Origin of the sequence: Nocardia amamiensis (assembly GCF_015477605.1) — a bacterium.
GTDB classification, from domain to species: Bacteria; Actinomycetota; Actinomycetes; order Mycobacteriales; family Mycobacteriaceae; genus Nocardia; species Nocardia amamiensis_A.
Genome location: NZ_JADLQX010000009.1, coordinates 128,310 through 149,441, shown reverse-complemented (window position 1 = coordinate 149,441; position 21,132 = coordinate 128,310). Strand labels below are relative to the sequence as shown.

The window sequence follows — 21,132 nt, the reverse complement described above, 5'->3', positions numbered from 1 at the left end:
CGGAGTCAGAGGGCCAGGCAGAAGTCGCGCAGTGCCGAAAGGCGCAAGCGCGCAGCGGTTCGCGCGGCCGGAAGACCGGCGCGCGAGCCGACCGGCTCGACCACCTCCAGGTAGCACTTGAGTTTCGGCTCGGTGCCGGACGGGCGCACGACCAAGCGGGACGAGGCGCCCTCGAAGATCAGGGCGTCGGTACGCATCCGGCCGCGCACCTGAAGCTGGTCGGTGTATTTCACCGGCTCGCAGGCGATCTCGTCCGGCGGGTTCGCCCGCAAGCGCTCGACCACCGCCGCGGCCTCGGCGGCCGACGCCAGTCGCAGCGCCACCTGATCTCCCGCGTGCAGACCGAATTCGACCGCGTAGTCGTCGAGTTCGTCGTTCAGGGTGCGTCCCGCCGCCTTCAGCCGGGCGACCAGGTCGGCCACGAGCACCGCGGCGGAGATGCCGTCCTTGTCCCTGACCTTCGCCGGGTCGACGCAGTGGCCGATCGCCTCCTCGTAGGCGTACACCAGTCCGTCGCCCGCGCGGGCCAGCCACTTGAAGCCGGTGAGCGTCTCCGCGTAGCGGCCGCCGCGCGCCGGAGCCAGCTTGGACAGCAGTCGCGAGGACACGATCGTCGTCGCCACCAGCGCGCCGGCCGCGGCGGTGCGCAGCACGCAGTCCCCGAGCAGCGCGCCGGTGTCGTCGCCGCGCAGCATCCGCCAGGTGCCGTCCGGTTGCGGAACGCCCACCGCGCAGCGGTCCGCGTCCGGATCGAGCGCGATGGCCACGTCGGCGCCGATCCGGTCGGCCAGTGCGAGGAGCAAGTCGGTGGCGCCGGGTTCCTCCGGATTCGGGAACGCGACGGTGGGGAAATCGGGGTCGGGCTCGAATTGCTCCTCGACCACGTGTATGTCCGCGTAACCGGCGGCGGTTAGCGCTTCGACGGCGAGCTCGCCCCCCACGCCGTGCAGCGGTGTGAGCGCGATGCGGATACCCGCGCGCTCGCCCGGACCGCCGATCAGGGCGGGCAGTTCGGCGACGCGACGCAAGTAGCGTCGCACCATGTCGTCGCTCGCGGGGACAACCGGAGCACGATCGACCGGCTCGGTGACCTGCTCGATGCAGCGCTCGATCTCGGTGTCGGCCGGGGCGATCAATTGCGAACCGCCGTCGAGGTAGACCTTGTAACCGTTGTCGGTAGCCGGATTGTGCGATGCCGTGATCTGCACGCCGGCGACCGCGCTGAGCTCACGCACCGCGTATGCGACCACCGGCGTCGGCAGTGGGCGCGGTAGCAGCGTCACCGGGAAGCCCGCGGCGGCGAAGATCTCCGCGGTCGCCGTGGCGAACTCGGCGGACCCGTGCCTGGCGTCGCGGCCGACGACCACCGCGCCGCCGCCGAGACAGCGGCCGCGCAGCCAATCCACGATCCCGGCGCTCGCCCTGGTCACCGTGGCGACGTTCATGCCGTCCGGACCGTCGCGCAGCGGGCCGCGCAGTCCGGCCGTGCCGAAGCGCAGCATCTACACCCGTTCCAGCACGCCGCGCAGCAGTTTGCCCAGGCGCGGTGCGGCGGCGTGTCCTTCGGCGAGCACCTCGGCATGGGACAGATGAGCGCCCGTGACGCCCGCGGCCAAGTTGGTGACCAGCGAGATGCCGAGTACTCGCGCGCCGAGCGCGCGGCAGGTGATCGCCTCCAGCACCGTGGACATGCCGACCAAGTCCGCGCCGATCGTGCGCAGCATCCGGATTTCGGCGGGAGTCTCGTACTGCGGACCGGTCAGGCCCGCGTACACGCCCTCGGTCAGGCTCGGGTCGACTTCTCGGGTCAAGGCCCGCAATTCGGGATCCCACGCGTCCACGAGATCGACGAAGGTGGCGCCCGCCAGCGGCGTTCGGCCGGTCAAATTGAGGTGATCGCTGATCAGGACCGGTTCGCCGACCCGGAGGCCGGAACGGATGCCCCCTGCGGCGTTGGTCAGCACGACGATCTCCGCGCCCGCGGCGATCGCCGCCGTCACCGGATGCACCACATCGGCGGGCTGGTAGCCCTCGTAGAGATGCTGACGGCCCATCAGCAGCAGCACCGCGGTGTCGTCCACCTGGACCGAATGGACCATGCCGACGTGGCCCTGCGCGCTCGGCGTGCCGAAACCGGGCAGTTCCGGCATCGGCACCGACGCCTGCGGCGCCCCGATCTCGGCGGCCGCGTCCTGCCAGCCGGATCCGAGCACCACCGCGACCCGATGGCGTGGCACTCCCGTACGTTCGGCGATCGCCTCAGCGGCCTCTTGGGCAAGCATGATCGTCACTCTAGCGCCAGGTCGGCGGACGGATGAGTTGTCCAGGGGAGCTGACGCCGGGTGGGCCGCGCTGGAGTCCTACCCGCGAGTAGGACTTTCATGGCCGCCGGATACGCTGCACGCATGCCGTATCTGGAACGTGAAGGGGAAGTGTTCGTCGTCTACCTCGGCGCCGAGGGACAGACCGACAGCGAGAACCGCTTCCACCCGGACTGGATCGACGAGGTCCACGCACTGCTGGACAAGGTGGAGAGTTCCGAGGGTCCCGCCGCGCTGGTGACCACCGCGACCGGCAAGTTCTTCAGCAACGGCCTGGACACCGATTGGCTGTTCGGCAACATGGACAAGATCCACGGCTACCTCGACCGCGTGCACTCGCTCTACACCCGCCTGCTCGGCTTCCCGTTGCCGACCGTGGCGGCGATCAACGGCCACGCCTTCGGCGCGGGCGCGATGCTGGCCACCTCGCACGACTTCCGGGTGATGCGCGCCGACCGCGGCTTCTGGTCGCTGCCCGAGGTGCACCTGGGCATGCCGTTCACCGTCGGCATGAACGCCCTGCTCACCGAGCGGCTGAGCAACCAGGTCTGCGTGCAGGCGATGACCACGGGGCACCGCTATCCCGCCGACGAGGCGATCGCCGCGGGCATCGTGGACGGCAAGGCGGACGAATCCGCGCTGCTCGCGACCGCGGTCGAGCGGGCGGGCGCCTTGGCGGGCAACCGCAAGCCGAACCTGCCGGTGATCAAGCGCGCGCTGCACGCGAACGCGCTGGCCGGCCTCGCGGTGCCGACCACCCCGGAGAACCTGGCCTTCGGCTGACCCGCCTCCGCAAACAGAGCCGGTTTGCTCACACAGTGCGAGACTGTGTTGCATGCCACCTCCGCGCAGCGGGCACGACCGATTGCACCGCGACGACCACGCTGTGTGCTCGGACGCTGACGAGGCTGGTCGCAGCGACGCGGCGATCACCGCGGCGTCCGCCGAGCTGCTCGCGCTCTCGCACTCGATCCACGCCGAACCGGAGCTGGCGTTCGAGGAGACGCGCAGCGTCGCCAAAACGATCGCCCCGCTGGCCGAGCGCGGTTTCCAGATCGAGTCCGGGGTCGCGGACCTGCCGACGGCCTTCCGCGCCAGCTACGGCAGCGGCCCGCTCACGGTGGGTCTCTGCGCCGAATACGACGCGTTGCCCGAGATCGGACATGCGTGCGGCCACAACGTCATCGCCGCTTCCTCGGTAGGTGCGGCGCTCGGCTTGGCCGAGGTCGCCGACGCACTGGGCATCACGGTGCTGGTATTCGGCACGCCCGCCGAGGAGAGCGGCGGCGGCAAGGTGCTGATGCTGGAACGCGGCGTGTTCGACGACGTCGCGATGGCGATGATGGTGCACCCGGGTCCGCTCGACATCGTCGGGGCCCGGTCGCTGGCGCTTGCCGACGTGTCGGTGGTCTTCCACGGGCGTGAGGCGCACGCCAGCGCGGCCCCCGAACAGGGCCGCAACGCGGGTGACGCGGTCACTGTCGCGCAGGTCGCCCTTGGGTTGCTGCGACAACATCTCCTGCCGGGCCAGCAACTGCACGGTATAGTCGGCGACGGTGGCGTAGCTCCCAACATCGTGCCCGGACGTGCGGAACTGCTGTATTACCTACGCGCAGTCGACTCCGCATCCCTCGACGATCTGACGCGACGAGCGTCGGCTTGCTTCGAGGCGGGCGCCCTCGCGACCGGCTGCACCCACGACATCCGGACGCTCGCGCCGACGTACACCGAGTTGACGCCGGATCCGGAGTTATTGTTCGCCTACCGCGAGCAGATCATCGGATTGGGACGCGTGCCGCTCGCCCCGGAACTCGAGGCGCAACGGCCGCTGGGCAGCACGGACATGGGCAACGTGACCAACGTCATTCCGGGCATTCACCCGGTCATCGGCATCGATGCCGGTGGTGCGGTGACACATCAGCCAGGCTTCGCCGCGGCGAGCGTCAACGCCTCGGCCGATCGCGCGGTCCTCGACGGTGCGCTCGCGCTCGCGCGTACCGCGATCAGGGTCGCACGCGATGACATCCATAGAGACAGGTTGTTGCAACGGCTAGTTCAACGACAGGAGGACATTCGGTGAGCACAACCGGCCGTTCGGCGGCGCAGGCGTCGAGTTCGACAGCGGGCGCCCGCGTAGTCACGGAAGGCCTCGGGAGCTTCGCGGTGCCGGAGACCATGGGAACCGGGCGGGAAGCGGTGGAGTCGTGGCTGGCCGATCACACGGTCGACCTGATCGGGTGGCGCAGGCACATCCACGCCAACCCGGAACTGTCCCGCACCGAGTTCGGCACCACCGAGTTCGTCTCGGCCTGGCTGACCAAGGCGGGCCTGTCGCCGCAGGTCCTGCCGGGCGGCACCGGTCTCATCTGTGACATCGGCCCCGAGGGGCGCCGGATCGGTCTGCGCGCCGACATCGATGCGCTGCCGCTGCAGGAGTTCACCGGACTGAGCTTCGCCTCCACCGTGCCGGGCGTGTCGCACGCGTGCGGCCACGACGCGCACACCACGATCCTGCTCGGCACGGCGCTGGCCCTGGCCGAGGTGCCCGAGCTGCCGGTCGGTGTGCGCCTGGTCTTCCAGCCCGCCGAGGAGATCATGCCGGGCGGTGCGATCGACGTGGTCGCCACCGGTGCGATGGCGGGCGTCGAGCGGATCTTCGCGTTGCACTGCGATCCCCGTCTGGAGGTGGGCCGGGTCGGCATCCGCGTCGGCGCGATCACCTCGGCGGCCGACACGATCGAGCTGGTCCTGGACTCCCCGGGCGGCCACACCTCACGTCCGCACCTGACCAGCGACCTGGTCTACGCGATCGGCACCGTGATCACCGGCCTGCCGGGTCTGCTGAGCCGCCGCATCGACCCCCGCACCAGCACCGTGATGGTGTGGGGCGCGGTGAGCGCGGGCAAGGCCCCGAACGCGATTCCGCAGACCGGCATGCTCACCGGCACCATCCGCACCGGCGATCACGACACCTGGTCGCTGCTGGAGCCGATGGTGCGCGAGATCGTGGACGGGCTGCTCGCCCCGACCGGCGTGCGCTACCAGCTCAACTACCGGCGCGGCGTGCCTCCCGTGGTCAACGAGGAGCACTCCACCCGCATGTTCGAGGACGCCATCCGGGCGCTCGGTCCCGACGCGCTGGCCGACACCATGCAGTCCGGCGGCGGCGAGGACTTCTCCTGGTACCTGGAAGAGGTGCCGGGCGCGATGGCCCGCCTCGGCGTCTGGTCCGGCGAAGGCGAACAACTGGATCTGCACCAGCCGACCTTCGACATCGACGAGCGGGCGCTCGCGGTCGGCGTCCGGGTGCTGAGCAATATCGTGCTCTCTGCCTGATTTCCAGCGCCTGCGGCGCATGCGCTTCGCAGGCTCGGACGCGAGACGGGCCGCGAACGGTGCTCGTAAGACTCGCACCCGGCGGGGTTGGGTGGGATTCGGTAGTGATCCGGTGAGCGGTGCGGGCGAGACTCGCGCCTGCGGCGCATGCGCTTCGCCCACTTGGACACGAGCCATGCCGCGAACGGTGCTCGATGGTCTCGCACCCGACCGGGCTGGTAGTGCGTTGATCGGATAGCGGAGGGGCCGAACCGGAAGTTCGGCCACTTCGCTGTCGTCCGGCGTGGAACGCGTGGTCAGCCGAAGTTGCCCGGCCCCACGTTGCGGCTGTTCCGGGTGCGTAGTTCGTGCACGTAATCCGCTGGCGCGCCTGCCTTTTCGGCGGCGTCCGCGATCACGCCGAGGTAGCGGGCCGATGGCAGCCCGCCCTCGTAGGCGTCCAGTACGTAGAGCCAGGCGAGGGTCGGTTCGCTGTCGCCGTCGGTGTCGCGGGTGACCCGCAGGCGGATCTTCTTGTGGATACCGAAGTCCGAGCCCTCCCAGCGGTCCAGCCGCTGCTCGTCCTCCGGGGACACGTCGTAGAGCACGACGAACACCCGGGAATCCGGGTCCTCGACGACGGTCGCGAGAGGCCCTTCCCAGCCGATGTCGTCACCGGCGAAGGTGAGCCGCCAGCCATCCAACCAGCCCGTCCCGGACATGGGGGAGTGCGGACAGCGCTCGAGCATCTGCGTTGCGTCCATGTTGGACCCGTAGGCGGCATAGATCGGCACCAGCAAAGGGTAGCCAATAACCTTCGCCGACCGCGTTCGATTGCCGCACCTGCGGCGCGGCGCACGGCTGGGAGCTGCCGCGCACCGGCAACGCGGTCGGCAGTGCGAGGTGGTTGCCGGATAACGTTGACATCGTGCCGGAGATCCCGGTGCGAAGCACGAGCGGAGGTATCAATGACCCGCATCGCGATCATCGGTGGCGGACCGGCCGGCTACGAGGCGGCGCTGGTGGCGGCCCAGCACGGTGCGTCGGTGACGCTGATCGATTCCGACGGCATCGGCGGGGCGTGTGTGCTGTGGGACTGCGTCCCCTCCAAGACGTTCATCGCGTCGACCGGAGTGCGCACCGACCTGCGCCGCGCCCGCGATCTCGGAATCACCCTCGACCCGAACCAGGCGCACGTCCAGCTGCCCGAGGTGAACGCGCGCGTGAAGGCGCTGGCGCTGGCGCAGTCGTCGGATATCCGCTCGAAGCTGCAGACAGTCGGGGTGACGGTGCTGTCCGGCCGCGGCGAGCTGATCGATCCCGGCAGTGGTCTGGCCGCGCACCGGGTGCTGGCCAAGCTGGCCGACGGCGCGCAGCAGACCATCGAGGCCGAGGTGGTGCTTATCGCGACCGGCGCCAGCCCCCGCGTGCTCCCCGGCGCCGAACCGGACGGCGAGCGCATTCTCAACTGGCGTCAGCTCTACGACCTGGAGGAGCTGCCGGAGACCTTGGTGGTGGTCGGCTCCGGTGTGACGGGCGCCGAGTTCGTCTCCGCGTACACCGAGATGGGCGTGCGGGTGAAGCTGGTCTCCAGCCGCGACCGCGTGCTGCCCCACGAGGACGCCGACGCGGCGCTCGTGCTGGAGGACGCGCTCGCCGAGCGTGGCGTCGAGCTGGTCAAGCACGCCCGCGCGGACGCGGTAGAGCGAACCGCCGAGGGCATCGTGGTCAAGTTGTCCGACGGGCGCACGGTCTCCGGCTCGCACGCGCTGATGACCGTCGGCTCGACACCCAATACCGAAGGGCTCGGACTGGACCGGGTCGGCATCGAACTCGATCGTGGCGGCTATCTGCGGGTTGACCGCGTCTCGCGCACATCGGTGCCCGGTATCTACGCCGCGGGGGACTGCACCGGTCTGCTGCTGCTGGCTTCGGTGGCCGCGATGCAGGGACGGATCGCGATGTACCACGCACTCGGCGAGGGCGTCAGCCCGATTCGCTTGAAGACCGTTGCCTCCGCGGTGTTCACCCGGCCGGAGATCGCGACCGTCGGGGTCAGCCAGACCGCGATCGATAACGGCGAGGTGCCCGCTCGCACGGTGATGCTGCCGCTGAACACCAACCCGCGCGCCAAGATGTCCAGTCTGCGACGCGGTTTCGTCAAGATCTTCTGCCGTCCCGCGACCGGTGTCGTGATCGGCGGCGTGGTCGTGGCGCCGATCGCCTCGGAGCTGATTCTGCCGATCGCGCTTGCGGTGCAGAACAATCTGACGGTGAACGACCTGGCCCAGACCTTCTCGGTCTACCCGTCGCTCACCGGTTCGGTGACCGAGGCGGCCCGTTTGCTGATGCGCCACGACGACCTGGATTGACGTCGACCTGACGCGCGCCGTGCCGTGTCCGGTATCGGACATCGTGCCCCGCGAACACGGGGCCGGCATGCGGCGCGGGTGGGCTTGCCACCCTTGGCTATTCACTGCGTTGCTCATTGTGCGCACATGTGGTTCACTCCTCGACAGGAGATGCGATCGGAGGGCGGTCGCGAGGTTCGGTGCGGGGGGATGGGTTCCTTTCCAAATCGGCACGGCGAACGATTCGGGTCGTTCGACGATCGGGCGTCTCACCAGGGACAACTGAATGCGGCCGACCAGCCGCACCCGGAAGGGAATTGCGAAAAGTGAAACATCGTAAGCCGAGTCGGGCGCAGCGAGCGATGGCGAGCACCTCGTTGCCACTGGCCACAGCGGCCGCAGTGGCCACTCTCTTCGCGGCGCCGGCGGGGGCGGCTCCCAACGATCAGCCGACGCAGCCGGGCGTGACCGAGTCGCCGAGCACGCCGGAGACCACCCAGGCCGAGCCGAACAAGCCGGAGTCCAAGCAGGATCCGCAGAAGCCGGAGAGCAAGCCGACCCCGAGCCAGCCCGGTGTCACCACTCCGGACTCCGACCATGCCGCGCCCGATCAGAAGGATCCGCGACTGGGCCGTCCGACGCAGCCGGGTGTGACCACCCCGCGCGTGGCGCCGCTGCCGGTTCCCGGTCAGCAGCCGGGCGAGCCGCAGCCCGCGGTGGTGCCGGATCAGGCCGCCCCGCAGCCCGGGCAGCAGGCGACTCCGCAGCCCGGACAGCAGGCCACCCCGCAGCCGGGCACGCAAGGTGGCGAGAACACCGAGGCGCAGCAGCCGGAGAACTCCACGCTGGTGCAGCCGAAGCCGCGCTGGCAGGCGCCGCGACAGGAGGCCGCCCCGCCCGCTCCGGTCGTGGAGATGACCGGTCCGCACGCGGAGATCGGCGCGAACCTCAACGGCAATCACGTGCTGCCGGGCTACGTGGCCAACACGCACCACTTCAGCAACGAGGCCGGTTACGTCGGCACCATCGGCTACCGCACGCCGACCGGCCAGGGCGAAGCGGGCGTCTCGGTGGAGTTCGTCGACAAGAACACCGTCAAGCTGACCACCTACACCGGTGGCGAGGGCCTGGCCGACAACAACACCACCGCGGTGTTCGACACCACGCAGCTGAACATGGCCAAGGCCGCGGTGGAGGATTGGATCCGGGAGCAGCCGGGCGGCGCGGCCGCGCTGGAGGCGGCCGCACAGGTTAAGCTTCCGTTCCAGTCGGGCGAGATTGCTCCGCAGACCGTCGACGTGGCTGGCGTCACCGCCCAGTGGGGTGGTTCGCTCCAGTACTGACGCGTGCTGATCTCGACGGGTGGGGCGGTCGTTCACGACCGCCCCACTCGTGTGTCCTGGGAAAGGATTGGGTGTGACCTCCGAGGGTGATGCGAGGGAGAACGACTCCGACCGGTCCGCGTCGGAATTCGGTCCGCCGCTGGGGGAGTTCGGGCCGCCGGTTTCCGAATTCGGGCCGCCCGTTTCGGAATTCGGTCCACCGATGGGCGCCGATACCGGCCCGAGCTGGCAGGTCCCGCAGCAGCCGAGCGACCACCCCGAACTCGGCTGGCGCCCCGCGGGCGAGCCGGAGGCGACGCCCGCACCGGCCCCGCAGTATCGCGCGCCGGATTCCACGGTCTACACCGAACGGCCGTCGGCGCCCGCCCAGCCCGAGCAGCCCGCTCCGGAGGCCGCGCGTCCGCAGAACACGGGCGGCGAGCAGGACTCATGGTGGAAGCAGGCGACCGCAGAGGGCGCCGTGCCGAAGCCGCCCGCGTCATCCGAGTCCGGCTTGTCCTGGGCCGAGGACCCGATCGCCATGCGGCTGGCGTTGCGCGTGCCCCCGACGCCATCCTCGCCCGCGCGTCGCTCCGGCTCCTCGCACCGCTGGGTCGTGCTCGGGGCGCTCGCCGCGGTCGTGGTGCTGATCGCGCTGACCGTGACCATCATCGCGGTCTCCCGCGACAACGGTGACACCGGCGCCGCTCCCGTAGTCGGCACCACCACGGCGGCGTTGAGCTGCCCGTCGAGCAAGGACGGCAAGATCACGGTGGGCAACGGCGCGGGCGACACCAGCAGCGGCCCCGGGGCCATCCTCGGCTTGCAGTACGCCTTCTACGTCGACCGCAGCGGTGAGCGGGCCAGGCGGTTCGTCGCCCCCGACGCGGAGAACGTCTCGGCCGCGGAGGTCATTCAGCGCGGCATCGACGAGCAGGTGCCGGTCGGCACCACGCATTGCCTGCGGATCACCGAAGCGGCCGCCGACACCTTCGACGTCGACCTGACCGAGCATCGCCCCGACGGGACCACCACGGTGTACAAGCAGACGGTCACCACGGCGAGCCGGGACGGCAAAACCTTGGTCTACGCGATCAGGGACCGCCTGTAGCCAGCTCTACCAGGGACGTTCCAGATCATGGGATGAATATTTCAGCTTCTGGTCGAGATATGCGACAGTGGGATATCGCGTCCCGCGGCGTCCCCCGGAGGTTCCCATGTCGCCGACCATCCCACCGCTGGCAGGCAAACTGGAGGGCCTGCGGAGTTCGGCGATCCGTGATCTCCTGAAGCTCACCTCGCGCGCCGATATCGTGAGCCTGGCCGGTGGCCTGCCGGACGCCGAGCTCATGCCGCGCGAGCGCCTGGCCACGGCGGCGGACGCGGCGCTGAGCCACAACGGCTGCCTGCAGTACACCGAGTCGACCGGGTGGACGCCGCTGCGCGAGGTGCTCGCTCACCGGGAGTCGGCGGGACTCGGCCGTTCGGTGCGGCTCGCCGAGGTGTTCGTGACGCATGGTTCGCAGCAGGCGTTGTCGCTGCTGGCCGAGGTGCTGCTGGACCCTGGCGCGCTGGTGGTGGTCGAGGATCCGGCGTATGTCGGTGCGCTGCAGGTCTTCCGGGCCGCGGGTGCGCGTATCGCCGCGGTGCCGTTGGACGGCGAGGGCATGCGCACCGAGGCGATCACCGCGCTGATCGCGCGTGGCGAGCGCCCGGCCGTGGTCCACACGGTGAGCAATTTCCACAACCCGGGCGGCGTGACCATGAGCCCGCGGCGGCGCATGGAACTGGCCAGGTTGGCCGAGCAACACGGATTCTGGGTGATCGAGGACGATCCGTACGGCGAGCTGTGGTTCGACAGCCCCGCACCCGCGCCGGTGGCGTCGTACTCCAGCAACGTCATTCGGCTTTCGAGCGCGTCGAAGATCCTCTCGCCGAGCCTGCGCGTCGGCTGGATGGTCGCGCCCGAACCGGTCTGCCGCGCGGTCGAACTGCTGAAGCAGGGAGCGGACCTGTGCGGTTCGGCGCTCACCCAGCAGATCACCGCCGACCTGCTCGCCGACACGACGTGGCTGGCCGGCCATGTCGACCACGTTCGCGCGGTCTACGGCGAGCGGGCGAAGGCGCTGGTGCACGCGACGCGCACCCGGTTCGCCGACCGCGTGCGGTGCGGCGACGCCGCGGGCGGCATGTTCGTCTGGGCCGATTTCACCGACGGCACCGACACCGACCGGCTCCTGCCGCGTGCGCTCGAGTCCGGTGTCGCCTACGTCCCCGGCTCCGCGTTCGCGGTCGACGGCGGCTACCGCAACTCGATGCGGATGTGCTTCACCACGTCCGACGCGGCGACGCTGGAACTGGCCATCGACCGGCTCGCGGACGCCGTCGGGTAGCGCCGGAGAACGCTCAGCCGACCCAGTCGTAGGTGCGTTCGACCGCCTTGTTCCACGCCGCGAGGTGTGCGTCCCGGTCCGCGTGCGGCATTGTCGGATGCCAGGTCTTGTCTGCGGCCCAGTTGGCCCGGATGTCGTCGGTGCCCGGCCAGTAGCCGACGGCGAGCCCGGCCGCGTACGCCGCGCCGAGCGCGGTGGTCTCGTTGACCACCGGACGCACCACGGGTACGTCGAGGATGTCGGACTGGAACTGCATGAGCAGGTCGTTGCCGACCATGCCGCCGTCCACCTTCAGGGTGGTCAGCTCGAGGCCGAGCCGCTGGGACTCGGCGTCGGCGCGCATCGCGTCGACCACTTCGCGGGTCTGGAACGCGGTGGATTCCAGCACCGCCCGCGCCAGGTGCGCCTTGGTCACGAACCGGGTGAGCCCGGCGATCACACCGCGTGCGTCCGGCCGCCAGCGCGGCGCGAAGAGCCCGGAGAAGGCGGGCACGATGTAGGCGCCGCCGTTGTCGGGGACGCTGCGGGCCAGCGGCTCGATCTCGTCGGCGGCGGAGATGATGCCGAGGTTGTCGCGGAACCACTGCACCAGCGCGCCGGTGACCGCGATGGATCCTTCCAGCGCGTACACCGGGTCGGCGTCGCCGAGGCGGTAGCAGACCGTGGTGAGCAGGCCGTGCTTGCTGAACACCGGCGTGGTTCCGGTGTTCAGCAGCATGAAATTGCCGGTGCCGTAGGTGTTCTTGGCCTCGCCCGGCGACAGGCAGGCCTGGCCGAAAGTGGCGGCCTGCTGGTCGCCGAGGATGCCCGCGACCGGCACCCCGGCCAGCGGCCCGGAACTGATCGGCGCGTAGACCTCCGATGAGCTCGCGATCCGCGGCAGCATCGACTCCGGCACGCCGAACTCCGCACAGATCCGCGAATCCCATTGCAGGGTATGCAGATTCATAAGCATGCTGCGGGATGCATTGGTCACGTCGGTGATGTGCTCGCCGGTGAGGTTCCACAGCACCCAGCTGTCGATCGTGCCGAAGCACAGCTCGCCCGCCTCCGCGCGCTCCCGCACGCCAGGAACGTTGTCCAGGATCCAGCGCAGCTTCGGCCCGGCGAAGTAGGTGGACAGCGGAAGGCCGGTGCGGTCCTGGTAGCGAGTCGGTCCAAGGCCACCGCCCAGCTCGGTGCACAAGCGATCGGTCCGGGTGTCCTGCCAGACGATGGCGTTGTGCACCGGTTCGCCGGTCTCGCGATCCCACACCACCGTGGTCTCGCGCTGATTGGTGACCCCCACCGCGGCGATGTCGCCGCCGCCGAGTCCGGTGTGCTCCAGCACCTCGCCGAGCACGAATTCCGTGTTGCGCCAGATGGTTCCGGGATCGTGCTCGACCCAACCCGGCTGCGGGAAGATCTGCTCGTGTTCGCGCTGCGCGACGCCGACCACGCGTCCCTGCCGGTCGAAGACGATGCACCGGCTCGAGGTCGTGCCCTGGTCGATGGCGGCCACATAACGACGCATTCGTGCAGGTTACTTGTCTCGCGATGCTCGAAAAAGGGTTTTCGGCCGGTGCGGCTGCGCTGGCGTGTTCCGAGCAAAGTGAAACCGAGTATTTCCAGTACTCGGCTACCGGCGCTGCGGAACAAACGCTGCCGATTCGCCTAGCCTGGGTGTGGAAGGCTCGTGTCGGACACATCCGCGTCGGCGGGAGGAGTCGAGCATGGCCAACAAACCGAATTCGCAGTTCCTCGGCCCGGAGCAGCGCACGACGGCTTGGGAGCGCTTCGGCAAGGATCATTTCGACGTGGTCGTCGTCGGCGGCGGAATCGTGGGGGCAGGCATCGCCTTGGACGCGGCGACCAGGGGTTTGCAGGTCGCGCTGGTGGAGGCTCGCGATCTCGCGTCGGGTACCTCCAGCCGGTCGTCGAAGATGTTCCACGGCGGACTCCGGTATCTGGAACAGCTGGAGTTCGGATTGGTGCGCGAGGCGCTGCGGGAACGCGAGCTTTCGCTGTCCACCCTGGCGCCGCATCTGGTCAAGCCGCTGCGCTTCCTGTATCCGCTGACCCGCCGTGCCTGGGAGCGTCCGTACGTGGCCGCCGGGCTGGTCCTCTACGACACCATGGGCGGCGCGAAAACCGTACCGGGCCAACGGCATCTGTCCCGCGCGGGCGCGTTGCGGCTCGCGCCCGGGTTGCGGCGCGACTCGCTGATCGGCGGTGTCAGCTACTACGACACCGTCGTCGACGACGCGCGCCACACCATGATGGTCGCGCGCACCGCCGCGCATTACGGCGCCGTGATCCGCATGTCCACCCAGGTGGTGGGATTCCTGCGCGAGTCCGATCGGGTGGTCGGCGTCAAGGTGCGCGACACCGAGGACGGGCGCACCGGAGAAGTCCGCGGACATGTCGTGATCAATGCGACCGGTGTGTGGACCGACGAAGTCCAGGCCCTGTCGCATCAGCGGGGCCGGTTCCACGTGCGGGCGTCCAAAGGCGTGCACATCGTGGTGCCGCGTGACCGGATCGTCAGCGACACCGCGATCATCCTGCGCACCGCCACCTCGGTGCTGTTCGTCATTCCGTGGGGCACGCACTGGATCATCGGCACCACCGACACCGACTGGAACCTGGACCTGGCGCACCCGGCCGCCACCAAGGCCGATATCGACTACCTGCTCGAACGGGTGAACCAAGTGCTGGTCACGCCCCTCGCAGCCGACGACATCGACGGCGTGTACGCGGGGCTGCGCCCGCTGCTGGCGGGGGAGAGCGACGAGACCTCCAAGCTGTCGAGGGAGCACGCCGTGGCCCGGGTCGCGCCCGGCTTGGTCGGCATCGCGGGCGGCAAGTACACCACCTATCGCGTGATGGCCTACGACGCGGTGGACGAGGCGGCGCAGGACATTCCGGCCCGGGTCTCTCCGTCGGTCACCGCGAAGGTGCCGCTGCTCGGCGCCGACGGTTACTTCGCGCTGGTCAACCAGACGGTGCAGCTGGCCGAGACGTACGGCGTGCACCCCTACCGGATCAAGCACCTGCTGGACCGGTACGGCTCGCTGATCTATGAGGTCATGGCCTTGGCCGAGGGCAAACCCGAGCTGCTGCAACCGATCACGGACGCGCCGTCCTATTTGCAGGTGGAGGCGGTCTACGCGGCCGCGGCCGAGGGCGCGCTGCACCTGGACGACATCCTGGCCCGGCGGACCCGGATCTCGATCGAGTATTCGCACCGCGGCGCCAATTGTGCCGAGCAAGTGGCCGGGCTGGTCGCCCCGATCCTGGGCTGGGACGAGGAGGAGACCGATCGGGAGGTCCGCACCTATCAGGCGCGGGTCGACGCGGAAGTCCGCTCGCAGACCCAGCCCGACGACGCCTCCGCGGACGCCCTGCGGATCGCCGCCCCCGAGCCCCGCCCGGAGATCCTGGAACCGGTGCCGTCCGAGGGTTGATGCTCACGGAGTGCGATTACCGCCGCCGGACGACACCGGCTGCGGCTGTCCCGCGCACACCGCGGGAAGCCGGAGCGGCGGCATCGGCACGGCCTGAGGACTACATCGGCGGAACGGGCTGGCAGTGTGGGCAGAAATAGATGCCGCGTTCGCGCTGGACCACGCGGTCGTAATCAGGGGCGGTGTAGTCGAGCAAGCCGGCCTTCAGCGGTGTACCGCAGCGTTGGCATGGGCGGTGGGTTCGGCCGTAGGCCAGCGGGCGTCGTGGAGGTTTGCGCACGGCCTCGGTCAGCACCCGGTGCGCCTCGTCGACCAGGGCGAGCAGATCGGAGACGTCGCCGACTCGGGTGGCAGGGTGGACGCGGCGCAGGAAACAGACCTCGCTGCGGTAGATATTGCCGATGCCCGCGAGGTTGCGCTGGTCGAGCACGGCGACACCGATCGGCTGGTTCGGATACCGCTCCAGCCGCCGGACCGCTTCCGCCGCATCCCAATTCGGACCGAGCAGATCCGGCCCGAGATGGTCGATGATCCGGTGTTCATCGCCGGCCCGCACCACGTCGACGGTACCCAGCGAGAACCCGACCGCTTCCACTTCCTCGGTGCTCAGCACGACCCGTGCGGTGACTCGCGGTTTGGTCCAGCGCTGTCCGCAGTGGAACACCCTCCAGCTGCCCTCCATTTTCAGGTGCGTGTGGATACTCACGGTCGGCGTACGGATGAAAAGGTGCTTGCCGTAGCTGCCGACGCTCTCGACAACTTGCCCGCGCAGGTCGAGCGTCGCAAAACGGGGGACTCTGAAGTCGCTGCGCGCCAGTTCTTTTCCTGCCAAGGCAGCCCGAAGACGTTTGGCGGTGAGGAATACGGTGTCACCCTCAGGCACAAGGCGGCCCCGGTGCGCTGGCGCGGACATCGACGCTCCCGCCGCGAGGGAGACCATCCGGACTCACGGGCGGCTCCGCAGGCGCAGTCCGCGTGGCGTGGTGGAGAAGCCCGCCTCGGTGAGGAAGCCGGCGAAAGTGTTGCCGTGCACGGTGTCTCCGTTGACGCGGTCGATGACCAGCGAGTCCACGCGGCGGTGCCGCACCAGGCCGGCCAGGGCCTGCGCGGCGCCGCGGCGCGCGTCGGGGTCTTCGGTGAAGGTCAACAGGGTCTTGCCGCCCCGTTCCAGGTAGAGGACGAGTTCCCCGTCCACCAGCACGACCAGCGCGCCGGCTTTGCGTCCGGGACGATGCCCGCCCTCGACGTCGCTCTTCGGCCAGGCCAGCGCGGCGCCGTACGGGTTGGCGGGATCGCAGGCGGCCAGCGCCAGCACCGTGCCGGTCGGCTGCCTGGACTCGGGGCGGGCTCGCTCGGTGTCGAAGGAGCGCAGTCGGTCCACCACGTCGGTGGTGGAGAACTGCGCGCCGCCGAGCGAGTCGACGAAATACCCGCGGCGGCAACGCCCGCGATCCTCGAATTCGGTCAGCACCCGGTACATCAGCGCGAATCCGCCCGGCACTCCTTCGTTCTGCACCGATCCTCTGGTCAGCACCCCGTACCGCTCCAGAAGCTGATCCGCGGTCGCGTGCGCGCGCACGGTGTTGTCCGAGACGCGCTCGGGCAACAGCGACCACCGTCCGGCTACCGAAGGCGGACCGGAACGAGTCGGCATACTCGGCCTGGGGAGGTAGGCACGGCCGCGGGGCGTGCGCCGGGGGGTGCGATGCGCGGTGGTGCTCCGCGCCGTTCCCGACAGCAGCGCGCGTACCGGGGCGAACGTGTCGCCGGAAACCAAGCCCGCCCAGACCAATTCCCACAGCGCCGTCACCACCACGGAGTCGTCGAGCAGGCCGGTGGCGTCCGACAGCTGCCGGAAATAGAACGCACCGCCTCCTTGCGGCACCGGCACCAGTCGCTGTCCTCCGCCGAGTTGTTCTCTATCGTCCGGGGACCCGAAGCCGATCGGTGACCATTCGTCATTGTGTGCCGCGGAGTTCGCTCTGAGCCCATCACCGCCTATATGTGGTGCTCGCCCAGCGGACCGGCCTCCGGTCGAATCGGCATGCTCGCCGCTGCCGTCGACCGCCGAGGGATCGGGCTCGTCCAGCGTTACCGGCTCGCGGCCTGCCGGGGCATCGGCGGTTCCGGGCGATGTACCTGGCACGAAGGTCGCCCCCAATGCCGTGAGCAGCCGCAGTTGAACGTCCGAAAGATCTATCTCGTCCGGTGGTGCGAGCGTGAACGGGGCTTGGTCGGCCAAGTGCAGGGCGATCCAGCCGTCCTTCGCGGTGATGGCGCCATGTCCGGACCAGATCACCTCGCCGGTCGCCATCAGTTCGTCGAGCATGGCGGGGGTGTAGTCCGGCACCCGCGCGGGCAGGATCAACGATTCCCATGCGGAGGCCGGAATCGGCACGCCCGCAAGTTGTTCCACGACGGCCGCGACGCCGTCGACACCACGCAGTGCGCCGGTGCCGATGTGTTGCCAGGACGGCAGGAAGCGGCCGAACGCGGCGGTGGACACCGGCTCGACCTCGTGCCGCGCGGCGGCGAGCGATCGGCGGCGCAGCCGGCGCAGCACCTGCACGTCACACCATTCCGACCCCGCGGCTCCGGGCGTGAATTCGCCTTCCACCACGCGTTTCTCGGCGACGAGCCGGTGCAGCGCGGAAGCGGCGACGGCGGTGCCGAGCCCGAACCGGGCCGCGGCCGCCTCGGTGCCGAACGGTCCGTGCGTGCGGGCGTAGCGGCCGATCAGGTCACCGAGCGGATCGGCCACCGGCTCGATGAACGCCGCGGGCGTTCCGATCGGCAGCGGAACTCCCAACGCGTCACGCAGGCGGGCCGCGTCCTCCACCGCCACCCACCAGCTCCGGCCCGCGAACGACACTTCCAGCGCTCGCCGCGCGGCCACCAGACTCGCGAACCATTCCGCGGGCTGCTCTTCGCAGCGCTCGGCGGCTTCTGCGGCGGTGAGCGGCCCGAGCAGCCGCAGCAGATCCGCCAAGCCCTCGGCGTCCCTCGCGCGCCGCTCCGGCGTGAGCCGCTGCAACTCTCGCTCGGTCTGGTCGATGACCGCGGCGTCCAGCAGTTCGCGCAGCTCCACCCGGCCGAGCAGCTCGGCGAGCAGACCGGAGTCGAGCGACAGCGCGGCGGCGCGGCGCTCGGCCAGCGGGCTGTCGCCGTCGTACATGAACTGGCCGATGTAGTCGAACAGCAGGGCGCTCGCGAACGGTGACGGCGTCGCGGTCTCCACCTCGACCAGCCGCACTTGGCGGCGCCCGACCCGGCCGAGCAACTCGCGCAGCGACGGCAGATCGTAGACATCGCGCAGGCATTCGCGCACCGTCTCCAAAAGGATCGGGAACTCGGGGAACTTGCGCGCCACGTCGAGCAACTGGGCCGAGCGCTGGCGCTGCTGCCACAGTGGGGCGCGCTTGCCGGGGTCGCGGCGGGGCAGCAGCAGGGCGCGTGCCGCGCACTCCCGGAACCGGGAGGCGAACAGCGCCGAGCCGCCCACTTGCTCGGTGACGATGTCGTCGATCTCGTCGGATTCGAACACGAACAGCTCGGCGCCGGGCGGATCGTCGGTGGTGTCGGGCAGCCGCACCACGATGCCGTCGTCGGAGGCGTTCGACGCGGCTTCCACGCCGAACCGCTCGCGCAGCCGCGCCCCGACTGCCAGCGCCCACGGCGCGTGCACCGGCAGTCCATAGGGCGAATGCAGGACCAGGCGCCAGTCGCCGAGTTCGTCGCGGAAACGCTCCACGACCAGCGTGCGGTCGCTGGGCAGATGGCCGGCCGCGGTGCGCTGTTCGTCCAGCAGCGTGAGCAGGTTGGCGGTCGCGTTGTCGTCCAGACCGGCCGATCGCAGCACCTGCGCGATGTCGTCCTCTGCTGGGCCGGCCGACGAACTCGTCTTGGGCCGCAATGTCTTCCGGCTTCCGGTCGCACCGTCCGGCTCGGACGCGAGCCGCTGCCCGACCGTGCGCACGAACGCACCGAGCGCCGCACCGAGTTCCGCGGGCCGCCCGAGCCCATCGCCGTGCCAGAAGGGCAACCGGCCCGGCTGCCCGAAAGCGGGCGTGACCAGCACTCGATCGAAGGTGATCTCCTCGATCCGCCAGCTTGTCGCGCCGAGCGCGAACACGTCGCCGACCCGTGACTCGTAGACCATCTCCTCGTCGAGTTCGCCGACGCGCGATGCCTTCTCGCCCACCATGTACACCGCGAACAACCCGCGGTCGGGGATCGCGCCGCCGGAGGTCACGGCCAGGCGTTGCGCGCCGGGCCGTCCGGTGAGCGTCCCGGCGTCGCGGTCCCACACCAGCCGGGGCCGCAGCTCGGCGAACTCGTCGGAGGGATAACGCCCGGAGAGCAGATCCAGCACCGATTCGTAGGCCGAGCGCGGCAGCGCCGCGTAACTCCCCGTGCCGCGCACCACGTCGAACCACGCGTCGACGTCGATCGGATCGAGCGCGCAGGCGGCGACGGTCTGCTGCGCGAGTATGTCCAGCGGGTGCGCTGGGATCTGGATCGCCTCGATCTGCCCCGCGGTCATACGCTGCGACGCCACCGCGCAGTGGATGACGTCGGTGCGGTGCTTCGGGAAGATCACTCCGCGGGATATCTCGCCGACCTGATGACCGGCGCGTCCGATCCGCTGCAATCCACTCGCTACCGAGGGCGGCGCCTCGACCTGCACGACGAGGTCCACCGCGCCCATGTCGATGCCGAGTTCGAGGCTGCTGGTGGCGACGACGCAGCGCAGCCGCCCGCTTTTGAGATCGTCTTCGATCAGCGCTCGCTGCTCTTTGCTCACCGAACCGTGGTGCGCCCGCGCCAGCAGCGCCCCCGCGCCATGGATCACCTCGGTGGAAGCTCCGAGCTGGGCGGGCGGTTTGTGCTCGGTCTGCACCGGCTCGCCGAGCCGGGCCGCGTACGCCTCGTTCAATCGGGCGGTGAGACGCTCGGCCAGCCTGCGGGAGTTGGCGAACACGATCGAGGACCGGTGCTCCAGGACGAGCTCGACGATCGCCTCGTCCACGTGCGGCCAGATCGACCCGGGCTGGTCGGAGTCGCCCGGCTCGGTCATGTCCGCGACCGGAACGCGCACCGACAGGTCGAACGTCTTCGGCGCGGGCGGCGCGACCAGGGTGATCGGCGCATTGCCGACGAGGAAGCGCCCGACCTCCTCCGGCGGCCGGACCGTGGCGGACAGGCCGATACGCTGGGCCGGCCGCTCGGTCAGCAGGTCCAGGCGGGCGAGCGAAAGGGCCAGGTGCGCGCCGCGTTTGGAACCGGCGATCGCGTGCACCTCGTCCACGATCACTGTGCGCACGTCGCGCAGTGTGTCCCGCGCGGCCGAGGTGAGCATGAGGAACAGCGATTCCGGCGTGGTGATCAAGATGTCCGGTGGGGTGCGCAGCATGGACCGCCGGTCGGCGGCGCTGGTGTCGCCGGAACGGACGCCGACGGTGATCTCCGGCGGCTGGACGCCCAGCCGCTTGGCGGTCTGCGTGATGCCGACCAGCGGAGCCCGGAGATTGCGCTCCACGTCCACGGCCAGCGCCTTCAGCGGCGACACGTACAGCACCGAGGTGCCGGTACGCTCGCCGGGTCCATCCCGGGTAGCCAGCTGATCGATCGCCCAAAGGAACGCAGACAGCGTCTTCCCGGAGCCGGTCGGCGCGATGACGAGGGTGTGCTCGCCCGCCGCGATCGCCCGCCACGCCCCGAGCTGAGCGGACGTGGGCGCCGGGAACGCGCCGTCGAACCACTCCTGGGTCGCGCGGGAGAACTGGGCCATGGCATCAGTGTGCACCGCGCCACCGACAGGCACGCGCGTGCCGTTACATGAGCGAGCGTCAGCGAGCGAACAATGGACACAGCCGAGCGTCAGCGAGTGAACCGAATGCCCAGCCGCCTCGCGCGCGACGGAGCCGAGCGGCAGCGAGGCGAAGTCGTGCGCGGCGGTAGCCGTCGCGCCGTACGCTTCGACA

General features: G+C 69.9%; 14 protein-coding genes. 8 read left to right on the top strand and 6 right to left on the bottom strand.

The window, feature by feature from the left end; translation table 11 throughout:
* Positions 1-5: 5 nt before the first annotated feature.
* Both IU459_RS14560 and IU459_RS14555 read right to left on the bottom strand, forming a co-directional pair.
* A complete protein-coding gene (locus IU459_RS14560) occupies positions 6-1,502 on the bottom strand; it encodes a phospho-sugar mutase (protein ID WP_195130044.1) in 1,497 nt (498 codons plus the stop codon).
* On the bottom strand, positions 1,503-2,282 hold the full coding sequence (locus IU459_RS14555; protein ID WP_195130043.1) for a purine-nucleoside phosphorylase: 780 nt from the start codon (positions 2,280-2,282) through the stop codon (positions 1,503-1,505).
* A 123-nt stretch (positions 2,283-2,405) separates the two neighbouring features.
* Between IU459_RS14555 and IU459_RS14550 the strand changes: the two genes are divergently transcribed.
* From IU459_RS14550 to IU459_RS14540, 3 genes are all read left to right on the top strand, one after another.
* The gene (locus IU459_RS14550; protein ID WP_195130042.1) at positions 2,406-3,104 is read left to right on the top strand and encodes an enoyl-CoA hydratase-related protein; all 699 of its coding nucleotides are present in this window, start codon (positions 2,406-2,408) and stop codon (positions 3,102-3,104) included.
* A 52-nt stretch (positions 3,105-3,156) separates the two neighbouring features.
* Complete coding sequence (locus tag IU459_RS14545; RefSeq protein ID WP_195130041.1) at positions 3,157-4,401, top strand: M20 family metallopeptidase; 1,245 nt, start codon at positions 3,157-3,159, stop codon at positions 4,399-4,401.
* A 95-nt stretch (positions 4,402-4,496) separates the two neighbouring features.
* On the top strand, positions 4,497-5,657 hold the full coding sequence (locus IU459_RS14540) for a M20 family metallopeptidase (protein WP_195130101.1): 1,161 nt from the start codon (positions 4,497-4,499) through the stop codon (positions 5,655-5,657).
* 296 nt (positions 5,658-5,953) lie between these two features.
* On the opposite strand, the gene IU459_RS14535 is transcribed toward IU459_RS14540, so the two are convergent.
* Entirely contained in the window at positions 5,954-6,430 is a 477-nt protein-coding gene (locus IU459_RS14535) for a gamma-glutamylcyclotransferase (RefSeq protein ID WP_067476954.1), read from the bottom strand.
* Between the two features lie 174 nt (positions 6,431-6,604).
* Here IU459_RS14535 and IU459_RS14530 point away from each other — a divergent pair, with 174 nt between their 5' ends.
* The 4 genes from IU459_RS14530 (at position 6,605) to IU459_RS14515 (ending at position 11,702) form a co-directional block, all read left to right on the top strand.
* Complete coding sequence (locus IU459_RS14530; protein ID WP_195130040.1) at positions 6,605-8,008, top strand: NAD(P)H-quinone dehydrogenase; 1,404 nt, start codon at positions 6,605-6,607, stop codon at positions 8,006-8,008.
* A 380-nt stretch (positions 8,009-8,388) separates the two neighbouring features.
* Complete coding sequence (locus IU459_RS14525) at positions 8,389-9,330, top strand: hypothetical protein (RefSeq protein ID WP_195130039.1); 942 nt, start codon at positions 8,389-8,391, stop codon at positions 9,328-9,330.
* A 73-nt stretch (positions 9,331-9,403) separates the two neighbouring features.
* Positions 9,404-10,420: a hypothetical protein gene (locus IU459_RS14520; RefSeq protein WP_195130038.1), complete on the top strand. Its 1,017-nt coding sequence runs from the start codon at positions 9,404-9,406 to the stop codon at positions 10,418-10,420.
* Between the two features lie 106 nt (positions 10,421-10,526).
* Positions 10,527-11,702 carry an aminotransferase-like domain-containing protein gene (locus IU459_RS14515; protein ID WP_195130037.1) on the top strand — a complete coding sequence of 392 codons (1,176 nt, stop codon included), beginning with the start codon at positions 10,527-10,529 and terminating at the stop codon, positions 11,700-11,702.
* Positions 11,703-11,715: 13 nt separating this feature from the next.
* On the opposite strand, the gene glpK is transcribed toward IU459_RS14515, so the two are convergent.
* Entirely contained in the window at positions 11,716-13,215 is a 1,500-nt protein-coding gene (gene glpK, locus IU459_RS14510) for a glycerol kinase GlpK (RefSeq protein WP_195130036.1), read from the bottom strand.
* A 199-nt stretch (positions 13,216-13,414) separates the two neighbouring features.
* Between glpK and IU459_RS14505 the strand changes: the two genes are divergently transcribed.
* On the top strand, positions 13,415-15,148 hold the full coding sequence (locus tag IU459_RS14505; protein WP_195130035.1) for a glycerol-3-phosphate dehydrogenase/oxidase: 1,734 nt from the start codon (positions 13,415-13,417) through the stop codon (positions 15,146-15,148).
* A gap of 100 nt (positions 15,149-15,248) precedes the next feature.
* Here the strand turns inward: IU459_RS14505 and IU459_RS14500 are convergent, their stop codons facing one another.
* Positions 15,249-16,031 carry an Fpg/Nei family DNA glycosylase gene (locus tag IU459_RS14500; protein WP_195130100.1) on the bottom strand — a complete coding sequence of 261 codons (783 nt, stop codon included), beginning with the start codon at positions 16,029-16,031 and terminating at the stop codon, positions 15,249-15,251.
* Positions 16,032-16,094: 63 nt separating this feature from the next.
* Positions 16,095-20,939, bottom strand: a complete 4,845-nt coding sequence (locus tag IU459_RS14495) for an ATP-dependent helicase (RefSeq protein WP_195130034.1) — start codon at positions 20,937-20,939, stop codon at positions 16,095-16,097.
* Positions 20,940-21,132 lie beyond the last annotated feature (193 nt).